The following is a 25,280-nucleotide window of genomic DNA, read 5'->3' as shown; positions in this document are numbered from 1 at the left end:
GCTCAGCACCCCTTTTCGGTCGACGCAGACGGGTGTAGCGCGGCGACGATCTCTTCGACCGCCCGCGCCGCCCGGGGGACGGCCTGGGCGACCGGCTCGGTCAGGCCGATGCCCTCCTGGACGCTGCCCGCCTCGCATCCGACGACCACGGTGTAGGGCGGGTGGCCGCCCAGGGCCCGCAGGCTGGCGAAGACGGCGGCCGGGTCCATGCTGTGACCGTCCAGGCCGCTCGTCTCGGACGGCCCGTCGTGCTCGGCCTGAAAGACGTGCAACGTGCCGGGATGGCCCCGGCTGGGCACGGCGTCGACGAGAACCAGCGTGTCCCACTCCTCGAGCAGGTCATAGGCCAGGTGCATGCCACGGATGCCGTAGTCGATGACCTGAACCGTCGGATCGTCCTGGGGCAGTGCGGCGTTGCGGACCACTTCGGAGCCGAACCCGTCGTCGCCCAAAAAGATGTTGCCGATCCCGGCTACCAGGATGCGCGCAGTCATGGTGGCACCCGCGTCGGCTACATCCGCCTCAACTTCAGATAGCGGCGGGCATCGGGCACGGATATCGCGCCGAGGGCCACGGCGATTGCGACCACCAGCGCGACCATGGCGATGAAGATCCAACCGAGGATTTCCATGACGAACTCCTTTCAGGGGTTTGTGCTGTGCTGCGATTGCAGCGGCTCGACTTCGTCGGGGGAGAAGTACAGGTAGCGGCCGTACCAGTCGTGCAGGTCGGCGGCCGGGTCCTCGTCGACGACGACGGCGACGTGTTTGTTGCCCTCGACGTCCTCGTGCACCGACGTGACGCGGGCGGTCTTGCCGGCGACGAAGATGTCCTGGGCGTCGGCGTTGCGCCGCGGTCGCAACCGGACCCTGCTGCCGCGCGCTACCCGGACCCCGTTGACGAGCACCGCGTCGATCTCGGGGCGAACCGCGTTGTCGGCCAGTGGGTCCCACCAGTCCACGCCGTCGGGAATCTCGGGCACCAGTCCAACGGAGACCTCGAGCCCGCGAAGATCGCGCAGCACGCCGTGCAGCCGGGCCATGGCCTCGGGCGACATGGCGTCGCATTCGTCGATGATCCGCGCGGCCCGCGGGTCGGTGGCCCGGGCCTGTGCCTTCTCGTCGTCGGTCATGGTCATGACGCGCAGGGTGAGGATTTCGTCGATCTCGGTGCAGTCGTACAGGGCGGTGTCGCTCTGTTCGGCGACTTCAGGGTGGTCGTAGAGGATGATCGGCGAGATCAGCAGCGTGTCGTCGGTGCCTGGGGGGCCGGCCAGCACTGGAAAGCAGCGGTGCTGGGCGCATCGGGACGCCGCGTCGGTCGCGCTCTGCGGTGGCTCGAGCAACGAGACGAACCGGCCGCCAACCACTTCGGCGATGAGGTGCGTGCCGATCATGGATCGTGCGATGACTGAATCTTTATCGTCCTGTGCGCTGACGGGTGCGCCGGTGTTGGTGACCCGTACCGACACGCGTTGCAGGTCGCCGTCGGGCTGGCTGGTGACGGTCAATACGCCCCGAATCTCGTGGCGTTGGCGGACCAGCCGGCCGCCGTCCAACATCTCGAGGTCGGTTGCCGCCGGTGCCGTCACCGGCAGCGACCAGGGTTGATCGCCGAACGCGAGGGGGCCGAAGGAGACCTCGCACTCCACCGCCTCGTCCCAGGTCAGCCACGATCCGGTCGCGGTGCTCAGCTCGTCGACGGGTTCGAAATCGCCTCCCTCGGTGGCCCTTTCGGCCCGCCGGCGCTGCAATTGCAGGAACCGCACCACCAGCGTCAGCGCCCGGGCGCCGTCGACCAGGAACTCCGCGGCAAGGGCATCGTCTTCGCCCAGGCCGGCCTCGGCCGCGCCGCTTGGCCCCAAAACCCCGAACTGCCAGCGTGATTGGTTCTTGCTCGACGTCCCCCGGTATGGGTAGAGCAGATAGCCTTCGTAGAGCACCGCGTCGGCGACCGTACGGGCCCGATCCCAACTCGACGTCATCGGGTCACCTCGCGATCGGCGGCATTCAGCAGCGAGGTGACGGCGTGGTCGAAGTCGAGCATCCCGCGGGCCGACTTGTAGCGGGCCAGCTCGGCGATGGTGTCGTGGCTCAGCCGGATCCACCCGCTGTTCGGGTAGTGCTGTGCGACCAGGTCGCGCCAGACCGTGACGGGCATGGCGTAGTTGTCCTCGCAGTCCCACGACACCTGCTGCACCGAGAACCCGCGCTCGGAGTTGACGAAAACCGTTCCGCTGAACAGGAACTGCAGGGGCACCGCCCCGTCGCGCAGCGCGTGCAGATATTTGGCGGCGGCCACCTCGAAGTCGTAGGTGCAATCCAGCGGCAGGGTGGCGGTGGTGTGGCCGGTGAAGCCGGGCACCATGGCGGTGCAATGCTGCCAGAGGAAGGTGCGCTGGGTGTTGGCCCAGCGTTCGCGGCCGCCGAACAGGTCCATCAGCCCGGCCGCTTCGTCGTCGGAGTAGGAACGACGCAGCGGCTCGATGCGGACCTGGCAGCGCAGGGCGATGGCGTGCACCGGGTCGTCGCCGCCCGCGGTGACGGCGACGCGGGCGGTCAATATCGGGCTGACGGTGTACGGTTCGGCCGTCACGTCGAGCACTTCAAAGCCGACGTTCATGGGAATGTCTTCACGGCGCGGGCGGCGAGCCGGTCGAAGAAGCCGTCGATGAATTCGCGGGCCTGCTGGCCACCGTCGAAGCCGCGCCATAGCATGCGCAGGCGTCCGACGAATTCGTAGCAGGCGTCGATCGGGACCAGATACGTTTCCGGTTGCGGTAATTCACCATCCTGGGCGCTGTCGGCGACCCGGACCAGCAGCGCCTCCACGTCGTCGGCGAGCAGGCTCACCCGGGGGTCGGCGTCGCGGATGGTTTCCCAGACCTCCATGTCCAGCTCGGATTCGCATGCTCCGGCCGGTCCGGGGTAGAAGGCGACGGTGTGGCCCAGGGTGGAGTTGGTGAAGAAGAAGGCGACCCCCACCGGGATCTGCAGCGCCTCCCACACCAGGCGATCCAGCGCGAAATCGGGAAACGACAGGTACCGGTCGGGCACCGCGCGGTAGCGCAGGTCGGCCGCCGAGTCGGTGAACAGCAGATAGCAGGCGCGGCAGACGCACATGAGTTGGCGGCCGGTCACATTGACCACGTGCTGGTGCTCGTCGGCGATCGGCTCGGCGCACATCTCGCAGCGTTCGCCCGCGGGCTCGGGGGCGCGCCGGTCGCTCCTGATGCGGGCCAGGACGTCGAAGGGTGTGCTCATGCCGGCGGTCATGCCGGGGCGCCCATCGCGTCGGCCCGCAACGCCACTGACAGCAGGCCGTCGTGGGTCAGCAGGGGAATCGGCTCGAGATGAGCGGCCGAACCGCCGGCCGCCGCGGCGCCCGCGTGGACGACGTCGAAATCCGTCCCACAGCCCGCACAGCGCAGCAGCCCGTCGCGCAGTTGAGAACCCGCCATCGAGCCGGCGCACACCGGGCAGTGATCTCGATAGGTGAATGTCTGGTCACCGACCCGGCAGGCCAGCAGGGTCACCCCGTCGATGACGAATCCTGCGACTTCGCCGGGGGCCAGCTCGGCCAGCTCGGGGGCCGGGTGCCAGGTAGTCGGTCCATGTTCATTCGAATGCACTTGCGCCAGCAGCGATTCGGCGGGGATGACGTTCGCCGGAGCGGTCGTGTCCGCGGCGGTGACCACCTCGATCGAGGAGATCTCCGGTGCCGCCGCGCGCACCGCATCCTGCACGGCCAGCTCCAGGGTCACCGCCGAGGACGGACAACTCTTACAGCTGCCTTTGAAGGCCAGCCGCACGGTGAATTCTTCCGGGCGTCCGCCCGCAACGACCTCGAGCAGGTCGACGTCTCCACCATGTGAACCCAGGTAGGGGCGCACCCGATCGAGCGCGCCGGCGACCCTGCGGCGCACGTCGTGCGGATGCAGCCCATGTACTAGGAGCAGGCTGGCCACCAGGTCGTCGGTGGCCAGCCGCTCGACCAGCCCCCCGTCCGGCCCGGGCTCGCCGGCCATCGCCATGATCCGCTCGAGCCCGGCGCCGTAAAGCCCGACGACTTCGCGAACCAGTTGTTGTGCACGGTCATACGCGCCGGACCCGCCCGCGGCGCAGGAATCCAGCAGTGTCTGGATCCGATCGCCCGCTGTGCGCCACTGCGCGTCGGTCTCGGGGTTCCCCGGGCGATCCGCCATACCTCACTCCCCATCGGGTGACTGGGTCGGCGTGTGCAGTCTGTCCAGGGACTTGCCCTTTCCCAGGTACATGTGCACACCACAGGGCAGGCACGGATCGAAGCTGCGCACCGTGCGCATGACGTCGATCCCCTTGAAGTTGTCCCGGCCGTTCTCCTCGAAGATCGGCTGGCCCTGCACCGCATCCTCATACGGCCCGGGGGTGCCATAGCTGTCGCGCGGGTTGGCGTTCCACGGCGTCGGCGGATACGGGTGATAGTTGGCGATCTTGCCGTCCCGGATCACCATGTGGTGGCTGAGCACGCCGCGGACCGCCTCGGTGAACCCGCAGCCAATGGCCTCGTCGGGCACGTCGAACTTCTCCCACGTCTTGGTGCGCCCGGCGCGGATCTCCTCGAGCGCCTTCTCGCAGAAGTGCAGCGCACTCGCGGCCGCGTAGGCCTGGAAGTAGGTGCGCGCCCGATCGCGTTCGATCGTGTTGCTGCCATATTGGGGGATCTTCCACTCCAACTCGACTGGCCCCTTGAGGGCCGTCTTGGGCAGGTTGATCTTGACGCTGTTGCCGGTCGCCTTGACGTAGCCGATGTCGACCAGGCCGGCAAGAGCGGTCGACCACAGCCGGGCCAGCGGGCCGCCGCCGGTGTCCAGCGCCAGGTGTTCCTTGCCGTCGAACCAGCGCGGAGACATCACCCAGCTGTACTTGCCGCCCTCCAGGTCCCGCTTCTGCGGGTGCGGGTTGGTGTGCTGGTTCCATGGGTGACGCCGGTCCACCGCGTTACCCAGCGGATCGGTTTTGACGAACATCTCCTGGTCGGTCCAGTCGTCGTAATACGAACTACCCAAGAGGATTCGGATTCCCAGGTTGATGTCCACCAACGAGTGGGTGACCAGCTTGCCGTCGACCACCACACCCGGGGTGACGAACATCGCGTTGCCCCAGCTTTCCATGTCCTTGTATTCGAAGTTGCACACTTCGGGGTCCTGGAAGGAGCCCCAGCAGCCCAGCAGGGTGCGGCGCAGCCCGACCTTCTCGTAACCGGGCAGGGCGGTGTAAAAGAAGTCGAACAGGTCGTCGTGCATGGGCACAACTTTTTTCATGAACTCGACGTAGCGCATCAGCCGGGTCATGTAGTCGGTCATCAGCTGGATGGTTGCGACGGTGCCGACACCGCCGGGGTACAGCGTGGAGGGGTGCACGTGACGCCCTTCCATCAGACAGAACATCTCGCGCGTGTAGCGGCTGGTCTGCAGGGCTTCCCGGTAGAACTCACCGCTGAACGGGTTGAGCGAGCGCATGATGTCCGCGATCGTCTTGTACCCGTGGGCGTCGGCGTGTGGGGCCGGGGTCTTCTCGGCCAGGGACAGCACGCTCGGGTTGGTCTCGGAGACCATTTTCTCGCAGAAGTCCACCCCGACCAGGTTCTCCTGGAAGATGTTGTGGTCGAACATGTATTCCGCGGCCTCACCGAGGTTGACGATCCACTCGCCCAGATGCGGCGGCTTGACGCCATAGGCCATGTTCTGCGTGTAGCACGAGCAGGTGGCGTGGTTGTCACCGCAGATTCCGCAGATGCGGCTGGTGATGAAGTGGGCGTCGCGCGGGTCCTTGCCCTTCATGAAGATCGAGTAGCCGCGGAAGATCGACGAGGTGCTGTGGCACTCGACGACTTCCTTGTTCTCGAAGTCGATCTTGGTGTAGATGCCCAGGCTGCCCACGATCCTGGTGATGGGATCCCAGGCCATGTCGACCAGTTGGCCCGGTTCCCGCTTGGTTTGACTGGCTTGAGGGCTGATGGTTGTCATCGCGTTACTTCTTCCCGCTTTGGCTGCTTCCGCGTTGGCTGATGCGGCGACGGCTCTTCGGCTACGAATGTGAAAAGGAGCGCACCGACCCGGTAGGTGACCTACCAGGTGCGGCGCGCGCCAGTGGTGAGTTGGTCGCCGTTATGGCGCCACCGCGGCTCTTTGTCGACGGTGCGTTCCGTGATACCCCTCAGACTGCGAATCACGGCTCCATACATTCCCGACGCGGTGCTCGAGATCTTTCCGCCCGGCGGCTCATCCATGAACGGCATGAACTTGTCCGGGAACCCCGGCATGGTGCAGCCGATGCAGATCCCGCCGACGTTGGGGCAACCCCCGACACCGTTGATCCATCCGCGCTTGGGCACATTGCATTTGACGACGGGTCCCCAACAACCAAGTTTGACAATGCATTTCGGCGAACCGTACTCGGTGGCGAAGTCGCCCTGCTCGTAGTAGCCGGCCCGGTCGCAGCCCTCGTGCACGGTCTTGCCGAACAGCCACTGCGGCCGAAGCGCGTCGTCGAGCGGGATCATCGGCGCCTGACCCGTCGCCATATACAGCAGGTAGGTCAGCGTCTCCGACAGGTTGTCCGGGTGGATCGGGCAGCCCGGCACGCACACGATCGGAATGCCCGCCTTGCTCTTCCAGTCCCAGCCGAGGTAGTCCGGCACGCCCATCGCCCCCGTCGGGTTGCCGGCCATCGCGTGGATGCCCCCATAGGTGGCGCAGGTCCCCACCGCCACGATGGCGGTGGCCTTGGGCGCCAACCGGTCGAGCCACTCGCTGGTGGTCATCGGCTGCCCGGTGGCCGGGTCGTTGCCGAAGCCGCACCAGTAGCCCTCGTCCTTGATCTTCTCGTTCGGGATGGATCCTTCGACCACGAGCACAAAGGGCTCCAGGTCGCCACGGTCGGCTTTGAAGAACCACTCCAAGAAGTCGTCCGCGCCCCCGTTGGGTCCGCATTCGAAGTCGATCAGGGGCCAGTGCACGGCGACCTGGGGGAGTCCGGGCAACGCCCCCAAGGCGATCTCCTCGACGCTGGGCTGGGTGGCAGCAGTCAATGCCACCGAATCACCGTCACAACTGAGGCCCGCGTTTATCCATAGGACATGGATTAATGTTTGTTCTGCCTTGACTGCTGCTTCCGTTGGCATGCTGCAGCTTTCCGGAGCCGGGCTGGGGCTCCTGGCGCCGCCGGAGTCGACCGTCGGCCCACTTGCGCAGCGCTATTTTCCGGGTCTACTCCCGCTATCGTGCGTTGTCAACGGTTCGACATTACCGATTAGTAGGCACGTGTCGCATAATAACGAAAAGCCTTGTCGCGCTTGGGTATTGCGACACCACCGGTGAGGCAGAACGGGGCGATCTTCCTGCGAATGCTTCGCAGGAGTGCGCACACCAGGGGAGCCGCTCAGCCCCCCTCGGTGGCGAAGCGCCGCAGCCAGCCGAACCACGCGGCCATACCGTCGCCCGTGCGGGCGCTGACCGGCAAAATCGTCGCTGCCGCATTGACTTTGCGAACGTGGGCGATGTAGGTGTCGACGTCTACGTCCAGGTGGGGCACCAGGTCGATCTTGTTGAGCAGCACCACGTCGACCGACCGGAACATCACCGGATACTTCAGCGGCTTGTCCTCGCCCTCGGTCACCGAATAGACCATCGCCTTCGCGTGCTCGCCGACGTCGAATTCCGCCGGGCAGACCAGATTGCCGACGTTCTCGATGACCACCAGGTCCAGCGCGGCGAGCTCGAGGCCGGGCAGTGCCCGGTTGATCATGGGCGCGTCGAGGTGGCACTCACCGCCAAATCCGTTGCTGGTGTTGAGCAGTGACACCTGGGCGCCGCGTCCGCGGAGCTTGGCCGCGTCCAGGTCGGTGGCGATATCGCCCTCGATCACCCCGATGGCCAGGTCGCCGGCGAGTTCGTCGAGGGTCGCCTGCAGGACGGTGGTCTTTCCCGAGCCCGGCGAGCTCATCAGGTTGAGGGTGCGGACCCCGTTGCTCTCGAACGCCGCCCGGTTGGCGTCGGCGAGCACGTCGTTCTCGGCGAAGATCGCCTCCAGCACCTCGACGCGCTGACCGCCGGTCCGGTAGCCGCTGTGGTCGCCGCGATCATGGTCGTGAGGAATGTCATCGTGGGAGTGGGTGTGTACGGTTCCGTCGTCGTGCCGATGAAATCTACCCATCGTCAACGCCTTTCACGAGACATCTCTTTCATGACACGTCCAGCGAGGTCACCAGGAATTCGTTGCCGCGCAGCACCTCGACGTCGGAACTGTCGCACCGCGGACACCAGATCGACCATGGCGAGGTGATCTCGGATTGCCGGCCGCAGGTGCGGCACCGGACTTCGGCGCTGACGCATTCGAGTTCCAGTTCGGCGTCCGGCATGTCCTCCGCGTCGCGGACGAGTGTCCAGCAGAAGGACAGCGACTCGGGCACCACCTGGCGCAGCGCACCGACCCGCACCCGCACCACGTCGACGTGCCGGCCGTCGGCGTGATTTCTGACCACACCGGCGATCGCTTCGCACAGCGACAGCTCATGCATCGCCGATCACCGGCGGTCCGCGAGCCGGGCGCAGGCCAACGAGCCCATGAGCACTGTTCTACACCCGAACGGCGCCTTGCGGTCAGCCTCGTGGTCGACTCACGAGGTCCACTTTTCTTCGATGCGTCCGTAACGCCAGACGAGAAGGGCCACCGCCCAGGTGGCGACGAACATGGCGACGACGATGTAGCCGATCGCGTTGAGGTCCAGCCCGCCGATCCAGCTCCAGAACCCGCCGCGCCAACCGAACTGGTCGGCGAACAGGACGAGCAGCTCGACGCTTCCGATGAGCAGGGCGACCGCCACCGACAGCGCCGTGATGGTGATGTTGTAGTAGATCTTGCGGACCGGACTGGAAAAGGCCCAGCCGTAGGCGAAATTCATGAACGAGCCGTCGATGGTGTCCAGCAGGCACATGCCCGCGGTGAACAGCACCGGCAGGCACATGATGGCGTACCAGGGCAGCCCGGCCGCGGCGCTGGTGCCGGCCAGCACCAAAAGGGCGATCTCGGTGGCGGTGTCGAAACCGAGCCCGAACAGCAAGCCGACCGGATAGCAGTGCCAGGACTTGGTGATCGACTTGGTCAGCCGACCGAGCAGGCGGTTCATCAGGCCGCGGCTCTGCAATTGCCGCTCCAGTTCGGCCCCGTCGGTCTCGGGGTCGTATTCACCGCGGCGCACGCGCGCGAACACGCGCAGGATGCCGACCAGGACGATGACGTTGAGCAGGGCGATCGCATACAGGAAGACGCCGGAGACGCTGGTGCCGATCAGCCCGGTGTAGTGGTGCAGCGTCGACGAGTCGTCCCTGACCGGCCCGACGACCGTCTTCACCCCGCACGCCAGCAACAGTGCCATGCCGAACACCACCGTGGAGTGGCCCAGCGAGAAGAAGAAGCCGACGGCCAGGGGGCGTTGCCCGTCGTTCATCAGCTTGCGGGTCGTGTTGTCGATGGCGGCGATGTGGTCGGCGTCAAAGGCGTGCCGCATGCCCAGGGTATAGGCGGTCAACCCGATGCCGACACCAAAAGCCTTGCCGCCCAAGCTGTATTGGGCCGGTGCGACCAAGAACACCAGGGTGAACCAGCCGAGCAGGTGCATCGCGACGATGGCCGCCAGCATCGCGGCCAGGCGCCACCACTCCGCTGTCGTCAGGGCGGTCGTCAGGGCACCGAGAAGCCTGGTCGTCCGTGACGGCCGGCAGTCGATCTCGGTGCTGGCCACTGGGGTCCTTCCGGCCTCGCGGTATCGGGGAGACAACCGGCACGACTGTAAGTTCCACGTCACGCCAGATGCAAGTGAATCGCAGAATCGTGGACCCGATCGCGGCGAAAGCTGGCGATCCCGGTCCTGCGGCGTGACACTGAACCGGTGACGCCCAAACCGCCACTCCTGGATGCGTCTCTCGCCGAGCGGATCGGCGATCTGCTGCGCGCCCGCGGACTGCGGCGGATGGCGTCGCGGATCCAGGTGCTGGCGGTGCTCGAGCCGGTCAATGGACACCTGTCGGTGGCCGAGATCGACAAGCGGATGCGCGAGTGTCTGCCCCCGGGGGCCCAGGCGCCCGACGTGGCCACCGTCTACCGCACGGTGACCACCCTCGTCGATCAGGGGGTGCTGCACGCGCTGACCCTCGACGGCGGCGTGACGACCTACGGCCTGGCCACCGCGCCGCACCACCACGCGGTGTGCACGAAGTGCGGCACGATCATCGAGGTGCCCGCCCGCCGGCTGAGCCTGGCGCTCGAGCATGCGATGGCGGGCAGTTCCTTCGCGCTGTCGGAGGCGGCCGGGCTGACGCTGCACGGCGTGTGTCCCCAGTGTCAAAACGACACACCGCCGGCCCGGCCGCGCCGGCGCTGAGGTCAGTCCAGGCCCAACAGCGCGTTCTCCACCACCTCGGCCAGCGCCGGATGGATCCAGTACTGCCCGCGGGCCATCTGCGGGGCGGTCAGCCCGAAGCTCATCGCCTGGATCAACGGCTGGATGATCGACGAGGCCTGATCACCCATGATGTGCGCTCCCAGCAGGCGGCCGGTGCCGCGCTCGGCGACGAGCTTGACGATCCCGGTGGTGTCCTCGGCCGCCCAGCCGTAGGCGACGTCGCCGTAGTTCTGGATCTTCACCGAAATCTTGAAACCCTGTGCGATGGCCTGGTTTTCGGTCAGCCCGACGGAGGCGATCTGGGGATCGGTGAACACCGCCGCGGGCACGTAGCGGTGGTCGGTGGCGGCCATGGCTTCGGTGTCGTCCCAGTCGCACAGCAGGTTGTGCTGCACGACGCGCGCCTCGTGGTTGGCGACGTGCTTGAGCTGATACCGCGAGGAGACGTCGCCGAGCGCGAAAACGCCACGCGCCGTGGTCCGCTGGTACTCGTCGACGACCACCAGGCCGTCCGTGACGGTGACGCCGGCCTGCTCGGCGTCGAGCAGATCGCCGTTGGGCACGCGGCCGGTCGCCACCAGCAGCGCGTCGGCGTTCACGGTGCGGCCGTCATCGAGTTGCACCGCGACGCCCGAACCCTGGTTTTCGGCGCCCACGACGTTGCGGTGGGTGTGCAGTTCCCACTTGCTGGCCGCGATGCGGGTGAAGCGCTCGCCGACGACGTCGTCGAGGTGTCGCAGCAATGTGGAGCCCCGGACCACCAGGGTGACCCGCGAGCCCAGGGAGGAGAAGGTATGGGCGAATTCGGCTGCGACGAAACCGCCGCCGACGATCACCAAATGCTCCGGCAGTTCGGGGATTCGCATGATCGTGTCGCTGGTGTGGTACGTCGCGCCGCACTCGAGGATCGCGGGAGGGACCACGGCGCGCGCCCCCGCCGCGATCACCACCTGGTCGGCCGTGAACTCGTCGCCGGCGTCGGTGCGCAACAGGTAGCGCCCGTCGGGTTGGACCGCGCCGAACCGGGTGTGCTGTTTGTACACATCGATATTGGGCGCGGCGTTCCGATAGTCCTCGCCGCTGACCCCGATCGGGTCGATGCGCCCGAACACGCGCGAGACGATGTCGTCCCAGCGCACCCGCTCGATGCCGGCGTCGATGCCGTAGCGCGCAGCCTCCCGGATGGTCTGGGCGACCTCGGCGGCGTAGACGAACATCTTGGTCGGGATGCACCCGACGTTCAGGCACGTGCCCCCGAACGTGCCCTGTTCGCAGATGGCCACCCGCTTGTCGGCGAAGCGTTCATCGAGAATGCTGTTGCCCGAACCGGTTCCGATGATCGCGACGTCGTAGGTCTCCACACCGTCACCCCCTTCCGAACGACGCCGGGGCGTCGCTGTTGTTGGTGGGCAGGTACTCGTCCAGCCAGAGATCCAGTTCCCGATAGGCGACGTCGCGCGGGCCCTCAAACGACAAGAACACATCGTGCTTGGCATCGACCACCGGGACGATGGTGCTGCGGTTCCCGACACAGCCTGCCCACCTGGCGATCTGGGTGACGTCGAGAACGGCGTCGCCGCACCGCATGGACTCCGGGTCCGCGGTTTCGCGCACGCTGTGGTCCGACCGCAGGATCAGATTCGGCACGCCGACATCGAGGCCGCGGTGCAGCCGGGCCTGGCCGCGGCGGACGGCGTGCAGCCAACCGAAGGTGATCGGGAAGCCACCCACGGGTTTCCACTGCAGGTTGTAGTCGAATTCCCCGCCATAGTCGCGGTGCAGCGTGGTGCCGTAGCCGCCCTCACCCGGCGACCGGGCCACGCCCTTGGACCGCACCCGCGACAGACCCCCGAGCAGCACCACGGTCGCCGAATGCCGCAGGATGGCCGGGCCGGGCAGATCCAGAAACGGGCTGTTGAGCACCAACCCGCCGATGCCGGCGTGCGCGGTCGGGTTGCGGCGGCGCAACCGATCCAGCCACAACGACACGATGAGCCCGCCCGCGGAATGCCCGTACACCAGCACGTCGCGGGCCTGCGCGCGCACGACGTCCAGGGCGCGCTCGAGTTCGATGTCGTAGTTGGCGAGGTCGGTGACGAAGTGCGGCGTCTGGCCGTCGCGCCGCGACCGGCCGCACTTGTGAAGGTCCACCGCGTAGAAGGCGAAGCCGCGCGCGGCGAAATGGTCGGCCAGCTCGGTGTGGAAGAAGTAATCGGTGTAGCCGTGCACCGCCAGCACCGCGCGCCCGGCCGGGCCCGCCTGCGCCGGCCCGCGCCGGATCAGGGTCGCGACGATGTCGCCCTCACCGGCGGGATCGCGGCCGAGCGCGATGGTGCGCTGCCAATATCCGGGGAGGACATCGGGCACCCAGCCAGTCACGAGGCAAGCTTAGCTTTTGCTGGGCACGGGGAGCCGCACGTCGTTCGCGCCCACTTTGCCTCGGGATAACCTGGGGATCGGCCCAGTCGAGGGAAGGACCAGCAAGCCGGTGTCATCGCTAGCCACAACCGCGCGGACGGACGTCGTGCTGGTGGGCGCGGGCATCATGAGCGCGACGCTGGGCGCGTTGCTGCGCCGGCTACAGCCGGAGTGGTCGCTGACCTTCGTCGAGCGCCTCGACGCCGTCGCCGCGGAAAGCAGCAGCCCCTGGAACAACGCCGGCACGGGGCATTCGGCGCTGTGCGAGCTGAACTACACCCCGCAGCGCGCCGACGGCTCGATCGACATCAGCAAAGCGGTGCGCATCAACGAGCAGTTTCAGGTGACCCGCCAGTTCTGGGCTCACGCCGTCGAGAACGGCATCCTGACCGATCGGAGCTTTTTGACCCGGATCCCGCACGCGAGCTTCGTGCGCGGGGCGCAGCGCGTGGACTATCTGCGGCGGCGCCGCAACGCGCTGGCGGCCAACCCGCTGTTCGCCGGCATCGAATTGATCGAGGACCCGGGCGAGTTCGCCCGCCGGCTGCCGTTGATGGCCGCCCATCGCGACTTCTCCGCGCCGACCGCACTCAACTGGGCCGCCCACGGCACCGACGTCGACTTCGGTGCGCTGTCGCGCCAATTGGTCGGATTCTGTGTGCGGGGCGGCGCGACGGCCCTGTTCGGGCACGAGGTCCGCAACCTGACCCGCGGGTCCGACGGCGGCTGGACGGTGTCGATCCGCAATCGCCGCACCGGCCAAAAGCGCCGCTGTCACGCCAAATTCGTCTTCGTCGGGGCTGGCGGCGACGCGCTGCCCCTGCTGCAGAAGTCCGGCATCAGCGAGGTCAAAGGCTTCGCCGGATTCCCGATCGGCGGTCGGTTCCTGCGCGCCGACAACCCGGCGCTCACCGCCGCACACCGGGCCAAGGTGTACGGGGCGCCCGCGCCCGGCGCACCGCCCCTGGGGGCGCTGCATCTGGACCTGCGCTACGTCAACGGCAAGCCGTGGCTGGTGTTCGGCCCGTACGCCGGCTGGTCACCGAAGTTCTTGAAACACGGGCACTTCACCGACCTGCCCCGCTCGGTGAAGCCGCACAACCTGGCCTCGCTGCTCGGGGTCGGCGCCACCCAGCTGACGCTGCTTCGGTACCTGCTCGGCCAATTGCGGCTCTCCGAGCCGGACCGGCTGCGCATGCTGCGCGAATTCGCGCCCACCGCAGCGGGTTCCGACTGGGAGTTGACGGTGGCCGGTCAGCGCGTGCAGGTGATCCGGCGCGACAGGCGAAAGGGCGGGGTGCTCGACTTCGACACCACGGTGGTGGGGGCCGCCGACGGAAGCATCGCGGGTCTGCTCGGCGGCTCGCCGGGGGCGTCGACCGCGGTGCCGATCATGCTCGACGTGTTGCAGCGGTGCTTTGCCAACCGTTTTCAGTCGTGGTTGCCCGCGCTCAAGGAGATGGTTCCCTCTTTGGGGGCGTCGCTGTCGGACGAGCCGGCCCTCTACGACGAGGTCTTTTCGTGGGGAACGAAGGTACTGGGGTTGGATGTCAATGAGTGAAGCACTGCGGCGTATCTGGGCCAAAGACCTTGATGCCCAGACACTTTACGAGCTGCTCAAGCTGAGGGTGGAGGTGTTCGTCGTCGAACAGGCGATCCCGTATCCCGAACTGGACGGCCGTGACCTCCTCGCCGAAACCCGGCACTTCTGGCTGGAGACGGCCGACGGCGAGGTGATCTGTACGCTGCGGCTGATGGAGGAGCACGCCGGAGGCGAGAAGGCGTTCCGCATCGGGCGCCTGTGCACCAAGCGCAGCGCCCGTGGCCAGGGCCACACCACCCGGCTGCTGCGCGCGGCCCTGGCCGAGGTGGGTGACTACCCGTGCCGGATCAACGCGCAGACCTATCTGGCCGACATGTACGCGCAGCACGGATTCGTGCGCGACGGAGACGATTTCGTCGACGACGGCGTCCCGCACGTGCCCATGCTGCGGCCGGGCTCCGGTCTGGCGGCCAAGCCGTGAGGCCCTACCCGTTCAGCGCCATCGTCGGGCACGACCAGCTGCGCCTCGCCCTGCTGTTGTGCGCCGTGCGCCCCGAGATCGGGGGCGCCCTCATCCGCGGCGAGAAGGGCACCGCCAAGTCGACGGCCGTTCGCGGCCTGGCGGCGTTGCTGTCCGCGGCGACCGGCAGCGATTCCGGCCTGGTCGAAATGCCGCTCGGGGCAACCGAAGACAGGGTCATCGGCTCGCTGGACCTGCAGCGGGTGCTGCGCGACGGCGAGCACGCGTTTTCCCCGGGCCTGTTGGCCCGCGCGCACGGCGGGGTGCTCTACGTCGACGAGGTCAACCTGCTGCACGATCACCTCGTCGACGTGCTGCTCGACGCCGCGGCGATGGGGCGGGTGCACATCGAACGCGACGGCATCTCGCATTCGCATGAGGCGCGGTTCGTGTTGATCGGCACCATGAATCCCGAAGAGGGCGAACTGCGTCCGCAGCTGTTGGACCGCTTCGGGCTCACCGTCGACGTGCACGCCTCACGCGACGTCGACGTGCGGGTGCAGGTCATCCGGCAGCGAATGGCGTATGAGGCCGACCCGGACGGCTTCGCGGAGCGATACGCCGCCGCCGACGCCGAGCTGGCCCGGCGCATCGCCGCGGCCCGCGCGCTCGTCGACGATGTGGTGTTGCCCGACAACGAGTTACGGCGCATCGCGGCGCTGTGCGCGGCGTTCGATGTCGACGGCATGCGCGCGGACCTGGTGGTGGCCCGCACCGCCGTCGCCCACACCGCCTGGCGCGGGGCGCCCGCCGTCGAGGAATCCGACATCCGGGTCGCCGCCGAGCTGGCTCTGCCGCACCGGCGCCGCCGCGACCCCTTCGACGATCCGGGGATCGACCGCGACCAGCTGGACGAAGCCCTGGCGCAGGCCGGCTCCGAGCCGGACCCCGAGCCCGACCCGCCCGGCGGCGGTCAAACGCCGGACACCGAACAGGCTGGGCCACAACGGGACTCGGGGGACAGCACCACGGCGAAGCCGCCGAAGTCCAAGCCCAGCGCGCCTCCGTCGAAAACCTTCCACACCCGCGCGCTGCGCGTCCCCGGGGTGGGGGAGGGCGCGCCCGGGCGGCGGTCGCGGGCGCGCAACGCCGGCGGCAGCGTCATCGCCGCCACCGACGGGGACGACACCAGTTGCGGCGGGCACGGACTGCACTTGTTCGCCACGCTGCTCTCGGCCGCCGAGCGCGCCGGGGCCGGGCCGCTGCGGCCCGGGCCCGACGACGTGCGCCGCGCCGTGCGCGAGGGACGCGAGGGCAACCTGGTGATCTTCGTGGTGGACGCCTCGGGTTCGATGGCCGCCCGCGACCGGATGGCGGCGGTCAGCGGTGCCACGCTGTCGCTGCTGCGCGACGCCTACCAGCGCCGCGACAAGGTCGCCGTGATCACCTTCCGGCACCAGCAGGCGCAATTGTTGTTACCGCCGACCTCCTCGGCCCACATCGCCGGGCGGCGACTGGCCCGCTTCGACACCGGCGGCAAGACGCCGCTGGCCGAAGGCCTGCTGGCCGCGCGCGAGCTGATCGTCCGGGAGAAGGCGCGCGACCGGGCCCGCCGCTCCCTGGTGGTGGTGCTCACCGACGGCCGGGCCACCGCCGGACCGGATCCGTTGGGCCGCACCCGATCCGCGGCAGCCCGGCTGGTGGCCGAAGGCGCCGCCGCGGTGGTCGTGGACTGCGAGACGTCGTTCGTGCGGCTGGGCCTGGCCGAGCAGCTGGCCCGCCAACTCGGCGCACCCGCCGTTCGGCTGGAGCAGCTGCACGCCGATTCGTTGACGCGTGCGGTACGCGACGTGGCGTGAGAAAGGTAACCCGTTATGCCGCAAGGAGTTCCAGTCCAGGTTCCCGATGACGGCCTGACCACCCGGGCGCGACGTCACACGCCGGTGCTGGCGGTGCACACCGGCGCCGGCAAGGGGAAGTCGACGGCGGCGTTCGGAATGGCGTTGCGGGCCTGGAACGCCGGGCTTTCCGTCGGGGTGTTCCAATTCGTCAAGAGCGCGAAGTGGAAGGTCGGCGAGGAGGCGGCGTTCGCCGCGCTCGGCGACGTGCACGAGCAACACGGCGCCGGCGCGCCGGTCGAATGGCACAAGATGGGTGCCGGCTGGTCCTGGACGCGCAAGGCGGGCAGCGACACCGATCACGCGGCGGCCGCGGCCGACGGCTGGGCCGAAATCGCGCGCCGGCTGGCCGACCAGCGCCACGACTTCTACGTGCTCGACGAGTTCACCTATCCGCTGAAGTGGGGCTGGGTCGACGTCCACGAGGTGGTCGAGGTGCTCGCGGCGCGGCCCGGCCAGCAGCACGTCGTCATCACCGGACGCGACGCCCCGCAGCCGCTGATCGACGCGGCCGACCTGGTCACCGAGATGACCAAGCTCAAGCATCCGATGGACGCCGGGCGCAAGGGGCAGAAGGGCATCGAGTGGTGAGTGTTCCCGCCGTGGTCATCGCCGCACCCGCGTCCGGCAGCGGAAAGACCACCGTGGCAACGGGTTTGATCGGCGCTTTGCGCCGGGCGGGTCACACCGTCGCGCCGTTCAAGGTGGGCCCGGACTTCATCGATCCCGGGTATCACGGCCTGGCCGCAGGCCGGCCGGGCCGCAACCTCGACCCGGTGCTGGTCGGGGAGGGCCTCATCGGCCCGCTGTACGCGCACGGTGCCGGGGGCGCGGACATCGCGGTGATCGAGGGCGTGATGGGGCTGTTCGACGGGCGGATCGGGCCGTCCGCCGCCACCCCCGCCGCCGGATCGACCGCCCACGTCGCCCGCCTGCTGGGCGCGCCCGTCGTCCTGGTCATCGACGCGCGCGGTCAAAGCCAGAGCATTGCCGCGCTGCTGCACGGCTTTTCGACGTTCGACACCGCCACCCGGGTCGCCGGCGTGATCCTGAACCGGGTCGGCTCGGCCCGCCACGAGCAGGTGTTGCGGCAGGCCTGCGAGCAGGCCGGTGTCCCGGTGCTGGGGGCCATCCCGCGGTCGGCCGAATTGGAGCTTCCCACAAGGTATCTGGGGCTCGTCACCGCCGTCGAGTACGGCCGCCGGGCCCGGCAGGCGGTCGACGCGATGACCGCGTTGGTCGCCGCCCACGTCGACCTGGCGGCCGTGATCGCGGTCGCGCGGGCCCCGGCGGCCGGGGAGCCGTGGGATCCGGCGGCGGCGGTGGGGGACTCGGCGCGGCGGCGCGCCACCGTGGCCGTGGCGGCCGGGAAGGCCTTCAGCTTCGGCTACGCCGAGCACCCGGAGCTGCTGGCGGCCGCCGGCGCGGACGTCGTCGCATTCGATCCGCTCAGCGACGCGTTGCCCGACGGCAGCGATGCGGTGTTGCTGCCCGGCGGCTTTCCCGAACAGTTCACCGCCGAGCTGTCCGCCAACGAGGTCGTGCGCCGGCAGATCAAGGAGCTGGCCGCCGCCGGGGCGCCCGTGCACGCCGAGTGCGCCGGGCTGATCTACTTAGCCGACGAACTCGACGGCCACCCGATGTGCGGCGTGCTGGCCGGACACGCCCGGTTCACCCCGCGGCTGACGCTGGCCTACCGCGACGCCGTCGCCGTGGCCGACTCCCCGCTGTACACCGCGGGCCAGCGGGCCGTCGGGCACGAATTCCACCGCACCGCAGTCACATTCAGCGACAGCTACCAGCCGGCATGGATGTACCGGGCCCCCGACGCCGACGACGCCGACGACGCCGACGATGCCGGCGGGGCCGTGCGCGACGGCGTCGTGCACGCCGGCGTGCACGCGTCGTATCTGCACACCCACCCGGCCGCCGCGCCGGAGGCGGTGGCGCGCTTCGTCGCCCACGCGGCCCGGCGAGCGGGTTCGCGGGCGTAACGTCACGGCGAAGAATCCGGCCGAACTTCGCCGCGGCGTTACGCGCGCGGTGCCATGCCCACGAACCACTAAGCTTGCCGGGTGACTGAGAGCGCCTACCTCGTAGGGCTGCGGCTGACCGGTAAGAAGGTCGTCGTCGTGGGCGGCGGCACCGTCGCCCAGCGCCGGCTGCCGTTGCTCATCGCCAGCGGCGCCGACGTCCACGTCATCTCCCGCAGCGCCACCCGGTCGGTCGAGGCCATGACCGGAATCACCCTGGCACTGCGCGAATACCGCGACGGCGACCTCGACGGCGCCTGGTACGCGATCGCGGCCACCGACGACCCGCGCGTCAACGAGGCCGTGGTCGCCGAGGCCGAAAGCCGCCAGATCTTCTGCGTCCGGGCGGACATCGCCGTCGAGGGAACCGCGGTGACGCCAGCGTCTTTCAGCTATGCGGGGCTGTCCGTCGGCGTCCTGGCCGGCGGCGAGCACCGGCGTTCGGCGGCGATCCGCTCGGCCATCCGGGAGGCGCTGCAGACCGGGATCATCACCCCCGAGGGCCCGGTGGGCTCCGACGCCGTCAAGGGCGGCGTGGCGCTGATCGGGGGCGGTCCCGGCGACCCCGAACTGATCACCGTGCGCGGGCGCCGGCTGCTCGCCCAGGCCGACGTCGTGGTCGCCGACCGCCTCGCGCCGCCGGAACTGCTCGCCGAACTGCCCCCACACGTGGAAGTCATCGACGCCGCCAAGATCCCGTACGGGCGGGCGATGGCCCAGGACGCCATCAACGACGTGATGATCGAACGCGCCCGGGCCGGAAGCTTCGTGGTGCGCCTCAAAGGAGGGGACCCCTTCGTCTTCGCCCGCGGCTACGAGGAGGTGCTCGCGTGCGCCGAGGCCGGGATCCCGGTCACCGTGGTGCCGGGTGTGACAAGCGCCATAGGGGTGCCCGCATTGGCGGGTGTCCCCGTCACCCATCGGGCGATCAACCACGAGTTCGTGGTGGTCAGCGGCCATCTCCCCCCCGGGCATCCCGAATCGTTAGTGAATTGGGATGCGCTGGCGGCGATGTCCGGCACGATTGTTTTGCTGATGGCCGTCGAACGCATCGAACTTTTCGCCGAAGCCCTTTTGGCAGGCGGTCGACCAGCGGATACGCCCGTGCTTGTCGTTCAGCACGGAACGACGGCCGCTCAACACACTTTGCGGGCCACCCTCGCCGACACGCCCGAAAAGATTCGCGCCGAGGGGATCCGACCTCCCGCGATCATCGTGATCGGCGCCGTGGCGGCTTTCGGGGTTTAAACGCTTCTTAAGATTACTGTAAGGTAACCCTTTATGACGGCTCTCAACGACTCAGAGCGCGCTGTCCAAAACTGGACGTCTGCACGCCCCGATCGTCCGGCCCCGGTGCGCACGGCGGAGACCGCCGCAAAGCCCCCGGCGGAGACCGCCTCCAATCGCATCAGCAAGTACTACCCGGCGTGGCTGCCCTCGCGACGCTTCATCGCGGCCGTCATCGCCATCGGCGGTATGCAGCTGCTTGCGACGATGGACAGCACCGTCGCGATCGTCGCGCTCCCCAAGATCCAAAACGAGCTCAGCCTGTCCGACGCCGGCCGCAGCTGGGTGATCACCGCCTACGTGCTGACATTCGGCGGGCTGATGCTGCTCGGCGGGCGGCTCGGCGACACCATCGGGCGCAAGCGCACCTTCATCGTCGGTGTCGCCCTGTTCACCATCTCCTCCGTGCTGTGCGCCGTCGCCTGGGACGAGGCGACCATGGTCATCGCCCGGCTGTCGCAGGGCGTCGGGTCGGCCATCGCCTCGCCGACGGGCCTGGCGCTGGTGGCGACCACCTTCCCCAAGGGACCGGCGCGCAACTTCGCGACCGCGGTCTTCGCCGCGATGACGGCCGTCGGCTCGGTGATGGGCCTCGTGGTCGGGGGAGCGCTCACCGAGGTGTCGTGGCGGCTGGCGTTCCTGGTGAACGTGCCGATCGGCCTGGTGATGATGTATTTGGCCCGCACCGCGCTGCGCGAGACCAACCGCGAGCGGATGAAGCTGGACGCCACCGGCGCCATGCTGGCCACCCTGACGTGCACCGCCGCGGTGTTCGCCTTCTCGATGGGGCCGGAAAAGGGGTGGGTTTCGATCACCACCATCGGTTCGGGTGCGGTGGCGATGCTCGCCGGGCTGGGCTTCATCATCGTGGAGCGCACCGCCGAGAACCCCGTGGTGCCGTTCGATCTGTTCCGCGACCGCAACCGCCTGGTCACGTTCACCGCGATCTTCCTGGCCGGCGGGCTGATGTTCAGCCTGACCGTGTGCATCGGCCTGTACGTGCAGGACATCCTCGGCTACAGCGCGCTGCACGCCGGCGTTGGCTTCATCCCGTTCGTCATCGCGATGGGGATCGGCCTCGGCATCTCCTCGCAGCTGGTGTCGCGGTTCTCGCCGCGGGTCTTGACCATCGGCGGCGGCATCCTGCTCTTCTGGGCGATGCTCTACGGCTGGGCGTTCATGCACCGCGGCGTCGCTTACTTCCCCAACCTGGTGTTGCCGATCGTGGTCGGCGGGATCGGCATCGGCATGGCCGTCGTGCCCCTGACGCTGTCGGCCATCGCCGGTGTGGGTTTCGATCAGATCGGTCCCGTCTCCGCGGTCACGCTGATGCTGCAAAGCCTGGGTGGCCCGCTCGTGTTGGCCGTCATCCAGGCCGTGATCACTTCGCGGACACTGTATTTGGGCGGCACCACCGGCCCGGTCAAGACCATGAACGACGCGCAGCTGCAGGCGCTCGACCACGGGTATACCTACGGCCTGCTGTGGGTGGCCGGCGTGGCCGTCATCGTCGGCGGCGCGGCGCTGCTCATCGGCTACACCCCCGACCAGGTTGCGCACGCGCAAGAGGTCAAGGAAGCGATGGACGCCGGGGAGCTGTAGCTCACCGCATGCGGGCACTGCGCCTGTCACGGGCGCTCTTCGCAGCACGCTAGGCTAGCCCGCTGTGATCACCCGGATGTCCCAGCTGTTTTTGCGCACGTTGCGCGACGATCCCGCCGACGCCGAAGTCGCCAGCCACAAGCTGCTGATCCGGGCCGGCTACATCCGGCCCGTCGCACCCGGGCTGTACAGCTGGCTGCCGCTGGGCCTGCGGGTGCTGCGCCGCATCGAGCGCATCGTCCGCGAGGAGATGAATGCCATTGGCGGGCAAGAGATCCTGTTTCCCGCCCTGCTGCCCCGCGCGCCGTACGAGGCGACGAACCGATGGACCGAATACGGCGACTCGGTGTTCCGGCTCAAAGACCGCCGCGCTAACGACTACCTGCTGGGCCCGACGCACGAGGAGTTGTTCACCCTGACGGTCAAGGGCGAATACAGCTCCTACAAAGACTTTCCGGTTCTGCTCTACCAAATCCAGAACAAGTATCGCGACGAGGCGCGGCCCCGCGCCGGCATCCTGCGCGTGCGGGAGTTCCTGATGAAGGACTCCTACTCGTTCGACGTCGACGACGCCGGGCTAAAGGCCGCCTACCACGCGCACCGCGAGGCCTATCAGCGCATCTTCGCGCGCCTGCAGGTGCGCTACGTCATCGTCTCGGCGGTCTCCGGCGCCATGGGCGGCAGCGCCTCCGAGGAGTTTCTGGCCGAAAGCCCGGTCGGCGAGGACACCTTCGTGCGCTGCCTGGAGTCCGGCTACGCGGCCAACGTCGAGGCCGTCGTCACGGCGCGCCCGGAGGCGCAGCCGATCGACGGGCTGCCCGAGGCGGTGGTCCACGACACCGGCGACACCCCGACCATCGCCACCCTGGTGGACTGGGCCAACACCGCCGGCCTGGGCCGCACCGTCACCGCGGCCGACACGCTGAAGAACGTCCTGCTCAAGGTGCGCGAGCCCGGTGGGGACTGGGAGCTGCTCGCCATCGGGCTGCCCGGCGACCGCGAGGTCGACGACAAGCGGCTGGGCGCGGCGCTCGAACCGGCCGAATACGCGATGCTCGACGACGCCGACTTCGCCAACTACCCCTTTCTGGTGAAGGGATACATCGGCCCGAAAGCGTTGCGCGACAACGGTGTTCGCTACCTGGTCGATCCACGGGTGGTCGACGGCACCAGCTGGATCACCGGGGCCGACGAGCCCGGCCGGCACGTCGTCGGGCTGGTCGCCGGCCGCGATTTCACCGCCGACGGCACCATCGAGGCCGCCGAGGTGCGCGACGGGGACCCGTCGCCGGACGGCGCGGGCCCTCTGGTGTCGGCGCGCGGCATCGAGGTCGCGCACATCTTCCAGCTCGGCCGCAAATACACCGACGCCTTCACCGCCGACGTGCTCGGCGAGGACGGCAAGCCGGTGCGCCTGACCATGGGCTCCTACGGCCTGGGCGTCTCGCGGATGGTGGCCGTGATCGCCGAGCAGCACCACGACGAGCTGGGGCTGCGGTGGCCGTCGTCCGTCGCGCCCTTCGACGTCCACCTGGTGATCGCCAACAAGGACGACCGGGCCCGCACCGGGGCCACCGAGCTCGCCGGCGAGCTGGACCGGCTGGGCGTCGACGTGCTGCTCGATGACCGGCAGGCCTCGCCCGGCGTGAAGTTCAAGGATGCTGAGCTGTTGGGTGTGCCCTGGATCGTGGTGGTGGGGCGCGGCTGGGCGGACGGCGTGGTGGAACTGCGCGACCGCTTCGGCGGGCAAACCCGCGAACTGGCGACGGGGGCGTCGCTGGCGGGCGAGATCGCGGCAGCGCTTGAGACGGGCTAGTCGTTGCCGCCCGGGAAGCTCGTCGTGATCGGCCAGGCGCCCAATACCCGGTTCCACCGGGCGGCCATGACCGCGCTCTGCACCAGCGCCGTCGAAGCGAACGCCCGGTCCTCGGCGGTCTCGGCGTGTTCGGCGACAACGCGCCACGCGCCGGCGCCGTCGTTCTCCATCCGTGCGGCCAGCCGCGCCGCGTCCGCCGGGCTGCCGACCACCAGGGGCAGCTGGTAGCCGGCGGCGGCCACCGGGGCGGTGACCTTGCGGGCGGTCAGCATCGCGATGACGTCGTCGCGGCGCTGCCGGTGCTGCTCGAGCGCCTCCACCACCATGCCGTTGACGCTGGGCGGCGACATGGCCGAGACGATGCCGTAGCCGTAGATCGTCGAGTGTTCGATGGCCAGCGCGTCGGACAGCGCGGCGTTGTCGGCGTCCTTCCCCGAGCTCATATCGACGGCCCCCCGGGCACCAGCGCCACGGTGTAGGACGCCGTGCAGGACGCGGCGATCGAGGCGAGCAGCCCGGCCCGGTAGCCGGATTCGGTGCCCACCAGGCGAGCGGCGCTGTCGGCCGAGGCGTGCAGCGCGTTGATCACGTCGGCCACCGGCGGCGGGGGAGGCGGGGGACCGGCCGGCTCGGCCTGACTCGGGCTGGGCGTTTCGCTCGACGACGGCGCGGCGAGCTTGCCGGCGGCCCGCGCGATCTCGGTGGACAGCGCGCGGGCGTGCGCGGCGCGCTGGCTCGCCACCACCGTCAGCGCGGCGGCGACCTGCGGGGGGTTCCCGACGGCCGAGGCGGCGGCACTCGCCAGCGCGCTGTCGTGGCGCGCCTGGTCCAACGGGCCCAGCAGTTGTTCGACGGGCGGGGGCTTGGGCGCGGACTTTCCGCACGCGGACACCACACCGAGCGCGGCCAAAGCGACGCCGCCGGAGAGGACGTCTCGCCGGTTGACGAACGGAACTGCGCTAGGCACAAGCACATCCTGCCACCGGTGCGGCGGCGGGCACGAAGCCAGCACGCGATCGCGCCGCCATCCGCGATTCCTGGCGTATCGTGGATAGCTGGTTCTCGCAGAGGACAGCCAGCACGTTCTCCGCCGGGACACCGGAAGCCGGACGCGAAGCCATCGCGGCGGCGACATCCGCCAGATGACCGGACAACTCAAGATGAGGAGCTCGCCGTGACCACCGGGCTACCGTCGCAGACGCAGGTGATCGAGCTACTCGATGCAGAGTTTGCGCGCGCGGGATACGAGATCGAAGACGTGGTCATCGACGCACGCACCCGGCCCCCACGCATCACGGTGATCGCCGACGGCGACGACGGCCTCGACCTGGACACGGCCGCCACGCTGTCACGCTCGGCGTCGGCGCTGCTCGACGATCTGGACACCATCGGCGACCACTACGTGCTCGAGGTCTCCTCGCCCGGCGTGGACCGCCCCCTGACCCGCGCGAAGCACTTCCGCCGCGCCCGCGGCCGCAAGGTCGACGTCACCCTCTCCGACGGATCGACGCTGACCGGCCGCATCGGCGAGACGAACGAGGACGCCGTCGCGCTGGTGGTTCGCACCGGCCGAGACTGGGCGATCCGCGAAATCTCGCTCGGTGATGTCGTCAAAGCTGTTGTCCAGGTGGAGTTTTCGCCCCCTGCCGACGCCGAACTGGCACTGGCGAAACGTGGGACTGGGGAGGAGCGGTGCTGATGAACCGCGCCGGCGACGATGCAGAGCGTAGCGATGAGAAGGAGCGGTGCTGATGAACCGCGCCGGCGACGATGCAGAGCG

23 protein-coding genes and 1 pseudogene are annotated in these 25,280 nt (G+C 68.8%); 10 read left to right on the top strand and 14 right to left on the bottom strand.

The genetic code is table 11. The features are described 5' to 3' along the window. Positions 1–2: 2 nt before the first annotated feature. The 10 genes and pseudogenes from K883_RS01045 to K883_RS01000 all read right to left on the bottom strand — a co-directional run bounded on the left by K883_RS01045 (position 3) and on the right by K883_RS01000 (position 9,768). Positions 3–494 carry a hydrogenase maturation protease gene (locus K883_RS01045; RefSeq protein ID WP_020823201.1) on the bottom strand — a complete coding sequence of 164 codons (492 nt, stop codon included), beginning with the start codon at positions 492–494 and terminating at the stop codon, positions 3–5. A gap of 127 nt (positions 495–621) precedes the next feature. Continuing rightward, a pseudogene (locus K883_RS01040) lies at positions 622–1,984 on the bottom strand (hypothetical protein); the annotation flags it as partial. Then, positions 1,981–2,622, bottom strand: a complete 642-nt coding sequence (locus tag K883_RS01035; RefSeq protein ID WP_020823198.1) for a DUF6084 family protein — start codon at positions 2,620–2,622, stop codon at positions 1,981–1,983. The pseudogene K883_RS01040 and the gene K883_RS01035, both read right to left, overlap by 4 nt. Beyond that, positions 2,619–3,263, bottom strand: coding sequence for a DUF5947 family protein (locus tag K883_RS01030; RefSeq protein WP_036455235.1), 645 nt, complete (start codon positions 3,261–3,263; stop codon positions 2,619–2,621). The genes K883_RS01035 and K883_RS01030 overlap by 4 nt, the downstream gene beginning before the upstream one ends. 8 nt (positions 3,264–3,271) lie before the next feature. Beyond that, the gene (locus tag K883_RS01025) at positions 3,272–4,204 is read right to left on the bottom strand and encodes a NifU family protein (protein ID WP_020823196.1); all 933 of its coding nucleotides are present in this window, start codon (positions 4,202–4,204) and stop codon (positions 3,272–3,274) included. A 3-nt stretch (positions 4,205–4,207) separates the two neighbouring features. Beyond that, positions 4,208–6,007: a nickel-dependent hydrogenase large subunit gene (locus tag K883_RS01020; protein ID WP_020823195.1), complete on the bottom strand. Its 1,800-nt coding sequence runs from the start codon at positions 6,005–6,007 to the stop codon at positions 4,208–4,210. 101 nt (positions 6,008–6,108) lie between these two features. Continuing rightward, on the bottom strand, positions 6,109–7,164 hold the full coding sequence (locus K883_RS01015; protein WP_036453404.1) for an NADH-quinone oxidoreductase subunit B family protein: 1,056 nt from the start codon (positions 7,162–7,164) through the stop codon (positions 6,109–6,111). Positions 7,165–7,421: 257 nt separating this feature from the next. Continuing rightward, positions 7,422–8,195: a hydrogenase nickel incorporation protein HypB gene (hypB, locus tag K883_RS01010; protein ID WP_020823193.1), complete on the bottom strand. Its 774-nt coding sequence runs from the start codon at positions 8,193–8,195 to the stop codon at positions 7,422–7,424. Between the two features lie 28 nt (positions 8,196–8,223). Then, complete coding sequence (locus K883_RS01005) at positions 8,224–8,559, bottom strand: hydrogenase maturation nickel metallochaperone HypA (RefSeq protein ID WP_020823192.1); 336 nt, start codon at positions 8,557–8,559, stop codon at positions 8,224–8,226. A 99-nt stretch (positions 8,560–8,658) separates the two neighbouring features. Next, the gene (locus K883_RS01000) at positions 8,659–9,768 is read right to left on the bottom strand and encodes a Nickel transporter NicT (RefSeq protein WP_369798901.1); all 1,110 of its coding nucleotides are present in this window, start codon (positions 9,766–9,768) and stop codon (positions 8,659–8,661) included. Positions 9,769–9,930: 162 nt separating this feature from the next. Between K883_RS01000 and K883_RS00995 the strand changes: the two genes are divergently transcribed. Continuing rightward, on the top strand, positions 9,931–10,422 hold the full coding sequence (locus K883_RS00995; RefSeq protein ID WP_020823190.1) for a Fur family transcriptional regulator: 492 nt from the start codon (positions 9,931–9,933) through the stop codon (positions 10,420–10,422). 2 nt (positions 10,423–10,424) lie between these two features. Here the strand turns inward: K883_RS00995 and mtr are convergent, their stop codons facing one another. Together mtr and K883_RS00985 are read right to left on the bottom strand one after the other, a co-directional pair. Then, positions 10,425–11,804 carry a mycothione reductase gene (gene mtr / locus K883_RS00990; RefSeq protein WP_020823189.1) on the bottom strand — a complete coding sequence of 460 codons (1,380 nt, stop codon included), beginning with the start codon at positions 11,802–11,804 and terminating at the stop codon, positions 10,425–10,427. A 4-nt stretch (positions 11,805–11,808) separates the two neighbouring features. Beyond that, positions 11,809–12,822, bottom strand: coding sequence for an alpha/beta hydrolase (locus tag K883_RS00985; protein ID WP_231504792.1), 1,014 nt, complete (start codon positions 12,820–12,822; stop codon positions 11,809–11,811). Positions 12,823–12,988: 166 nt separating this feature from the next. Here K883_RS00985 and mqo point away from each other — a divergent pair, with 166 nt between their 5' ends. From mqo to K883_RS00945, 8 genes are all read left to right on the top strand, one after another. Continuing rightward, the gene (mqo, locus tag K883_RS00980) at positions 12,989–14,422 is read left to right on the top strand and encodes a malate dehydrogenase (quinone) (RefSeq protein ID WP_051701168.1); all 1,434 of its coding nucleotides are present in this window, start codon (positions 12,989–12,991) and stop codon (positions 14,420–14,422) included. After that, positions 14,415–14,885: a GNAT family N-acetyltransferase gene (locus K883_RS00975; protein ID WP_036453398.1), complete on the top strand. Its 471-nt coding sequence runs from the start codon at positions 14,415–14,417 to the stop codon at positions 14,883–14,885. The genes mqo and K883_RS00975 overlap by 8 nt, the downstream gene beginning before the upstream one ends. Beyond that, positions 14,882–16,723, top strand: coding sequence for a magnesium chelatase subunit D family protein (locus K883_RS00970; protein ID WP_036453396.1), 1,842 nt, complete (start codon positions 14,882–14,884; stop codon positions 16,721–16,723). Before K883_RS00975 ends, K883_RS00970 begins: the two co-directional genes overlap by 4 nt. Positions 16,724–16,738: 15 nt before the next feature. Next, the gene (gene cobO, locus K883_RS00965) at positions 16,739–17,353 is read left to right on the top strand and encodes a cob(I)yrinic acid a,c-diamide adenosyltransferase (RefSeq protein WP_020823184.1); all 615 of its coding nucleotides are present in this window, start codon (positions 16,739–16,741) and stop codon (positions 17,351–17,353) included. Continuing rightward, positions 17,350–18,756, top strand: coding sequence for a cobyrinate a,c-diamide synthase (locus K883_RS00960; RefSeq protein WP_162288423.1), 1,407 nt, complete (start codon positions 17,350–17,352; stop codon positions 18,754–18,756). The genes cobO and K883_RS00960 overlap by 4 nt, the downstream gene beginning before the upstream one ends. Before the next feature lie 81 nt (positions 18,757–18,837). Beyond that, positions 18,838–20,043, top strand: a complete 1,206-nt coding sequence (gene cobA, locus K883_RS00955) for a uroporphyrinogen-III C-methyltransferase (RefSeq protein WP_036453392.1) — start codon at positions 18,838–18,840, stop codon at positions 20,041–20,043. Between the two features lie 33 nt (positions 20,044–20,076). Further along, the gene (locus K883_RS00950; protein WP_036453390.1) at positions 20,077–21,684 is read left to right on the top strand and encodes an MFS transporter; all 1,608 of its coding nucleotides are present in this window, start codon (positions 20,077–20,079) and stop codon (positions 21,682–21,684) included. Between the two features lie 64 nt (positions 21,685–21,748). Further along, positions 21,749–23,500 carry a proline--tRNA ligase gene (locus K883_RS00945; protein WP_036453388.1) on the top strand — a complete coding sequence of 584 codons (1,752 nt, stop codon included), beginning with the start codon at positions 21,749–21,751 and terminating at the stop codon, positions 23,498–23,500. Here K883_RS00945 and K883_RS00940 read toward each other — a convergent pair. After that, the gene (locus K883_RS00940; RefSeq protein WP_008258734.1) at positions 23,497–23,943 is read right to left on the bottom strand and encodes a ferritin-like domain-containing protein; all 447 of its coding nucleotides are present in this window, start codon (positions 23,941–23,943) and stop codon (positions 23,497–23,499) included. The two genes, K883_RS00945 and K883_RS00940, sit on opposite strands and share 4 nt — an antisense overlap. Further along, a complete protein-coding gene (locus K883_RS00935) occupies positions 23,940–24,467 on the bottom strand; it encodes a hypothetical protein (protein ID WP_014380661.1) in 528 nt (175 codons plus the stop codon). The genes K883_RS00940 and K883_RS00935 overlap by 4 nt, the downstream gene beginning before the upstream one ends. A gap of 207 nt (positions 24,468–24,674) precedes the next feature. Between K883_RS00935 and rimP the strand changes: the two genes are divergently transcribed. Further along, on the top strand, positions 24,675–25,199 hold the full coding sequence (gene rimP, locus K883_RS00930; protein WP_036453385.1) for a ribosome maturation factor RimP: 525 nt from the start codon (positions 24,675–24,677) through the stop codon (positions 25,197–25,199). Positions 25,200–25,280 lie beyond the last annotated feature (81 nt).

The sequence above is a fragment of the Mycobacterium sp. TKK-01-0059 genome, assembly GCF_000709305.1.
GTDB lineage: Bacteria > Actinomycetota > Actinomycetes > Mycobacteriales > Mycobacteriaceae > Mycobacterium > Mycobacterium intracellulare.
This window is presented reverse-complemented; position numbering and strand designations above follow the sequence as displayed.

Excerpts from the sequence above, each read along its gene's own strand:
- K883_RS01045 (WP_020823201.1), bottom strand. The coding sequence starts at position 494 with ATGACTGCGCGCATCCTGGTAGCCGGGATCGGCAACATCTTTTTGGGC.
- K883_RS01035 (WP_020823198.1), bottom strand. The coding sequence starts at position 2,622 with ATGAACGTCGGCTTTGAAGTGCTCGACGTGACGGCCGAACCGTACACC.
- K883_RS01030 (WP_036455235.1), bottom strand. The coding sequence starts at position 3,263 with ATGAGCACACCCTTCGACGTCCTGGCCCGCATCAGGAGCGACCGGCGC.
- K883_RS01025 (WP_020823196.1), bottom strand. The coding sequence starts at position 4,204 with ATGGCGGATCGCCCGGGGAACCCCGAGACCGACGCGCAGTGGCGCACA.
- K883_RS01020 (WP_020823195.1), bottom strand. The coding sequence starts at position 6,007 with ATGACAACCATCAGCCCTCAAGCCAGTCAAACCAAGCGGGAACCGGGC.
- K883_RS01015 (WP_036453404.1), bottom strand. The coding sequence starts at position 7,164 with ATGCCAACGGAAGCAGCAGTCAAGGCAGAACAAACATTAATCCATGTC.
- hypB (WP_020823193.1), bottom strand. The coding sequence starts at position 8,195 with ATGGGTAGATTTCATCGGCACGACGACGGAACCGTACACACCCACTCC.
- K883_RS01005 (WP_020823192.1), bottom strand. The coding sequence starts at position 8,559 with ATGCATGAGCTGTCGCTGTGCGAAGCGATCGCCGGTGTGGTCAGAAAT.
- mqo (WP_051701168.1), top strand. The coding sequence starts at position 12,989 with ATGAGCGCGACGCTGGGCGCGTTGCTGCGCCGGCTACAGCCGGAGTGG.
- K883_RS00975 (WP_036453398.1), top strand. The coding sequence starts at position 14,415 with ATGAGTGAAGCACTGCGGCGTATCTGGGCCAAAGACCTTGATGCCCAG.
- cobO (WP_020823184.1), top strand. The coding sequence starts at position 16,739 with ATGCCGCAAGGAGTTCCAGTCCAGGTTCCCGATGACGGCCTGACCACC.
- K883_RS00950 (WP_036453390.1), top strand. The coding sequence starts at position 20,077 with ATGACGGCTCTCAACGACTCAGAGCGCGCTGTCCAAAACTGGACGTCT.
- K883_RS00940 (WP_008258734.1), bottom strand. The coding sequence starts at position 23,943 with ATGAGCTCGGGGAAGGACGCCGACAACGCCGCGCTGTCCGACGCGCTG.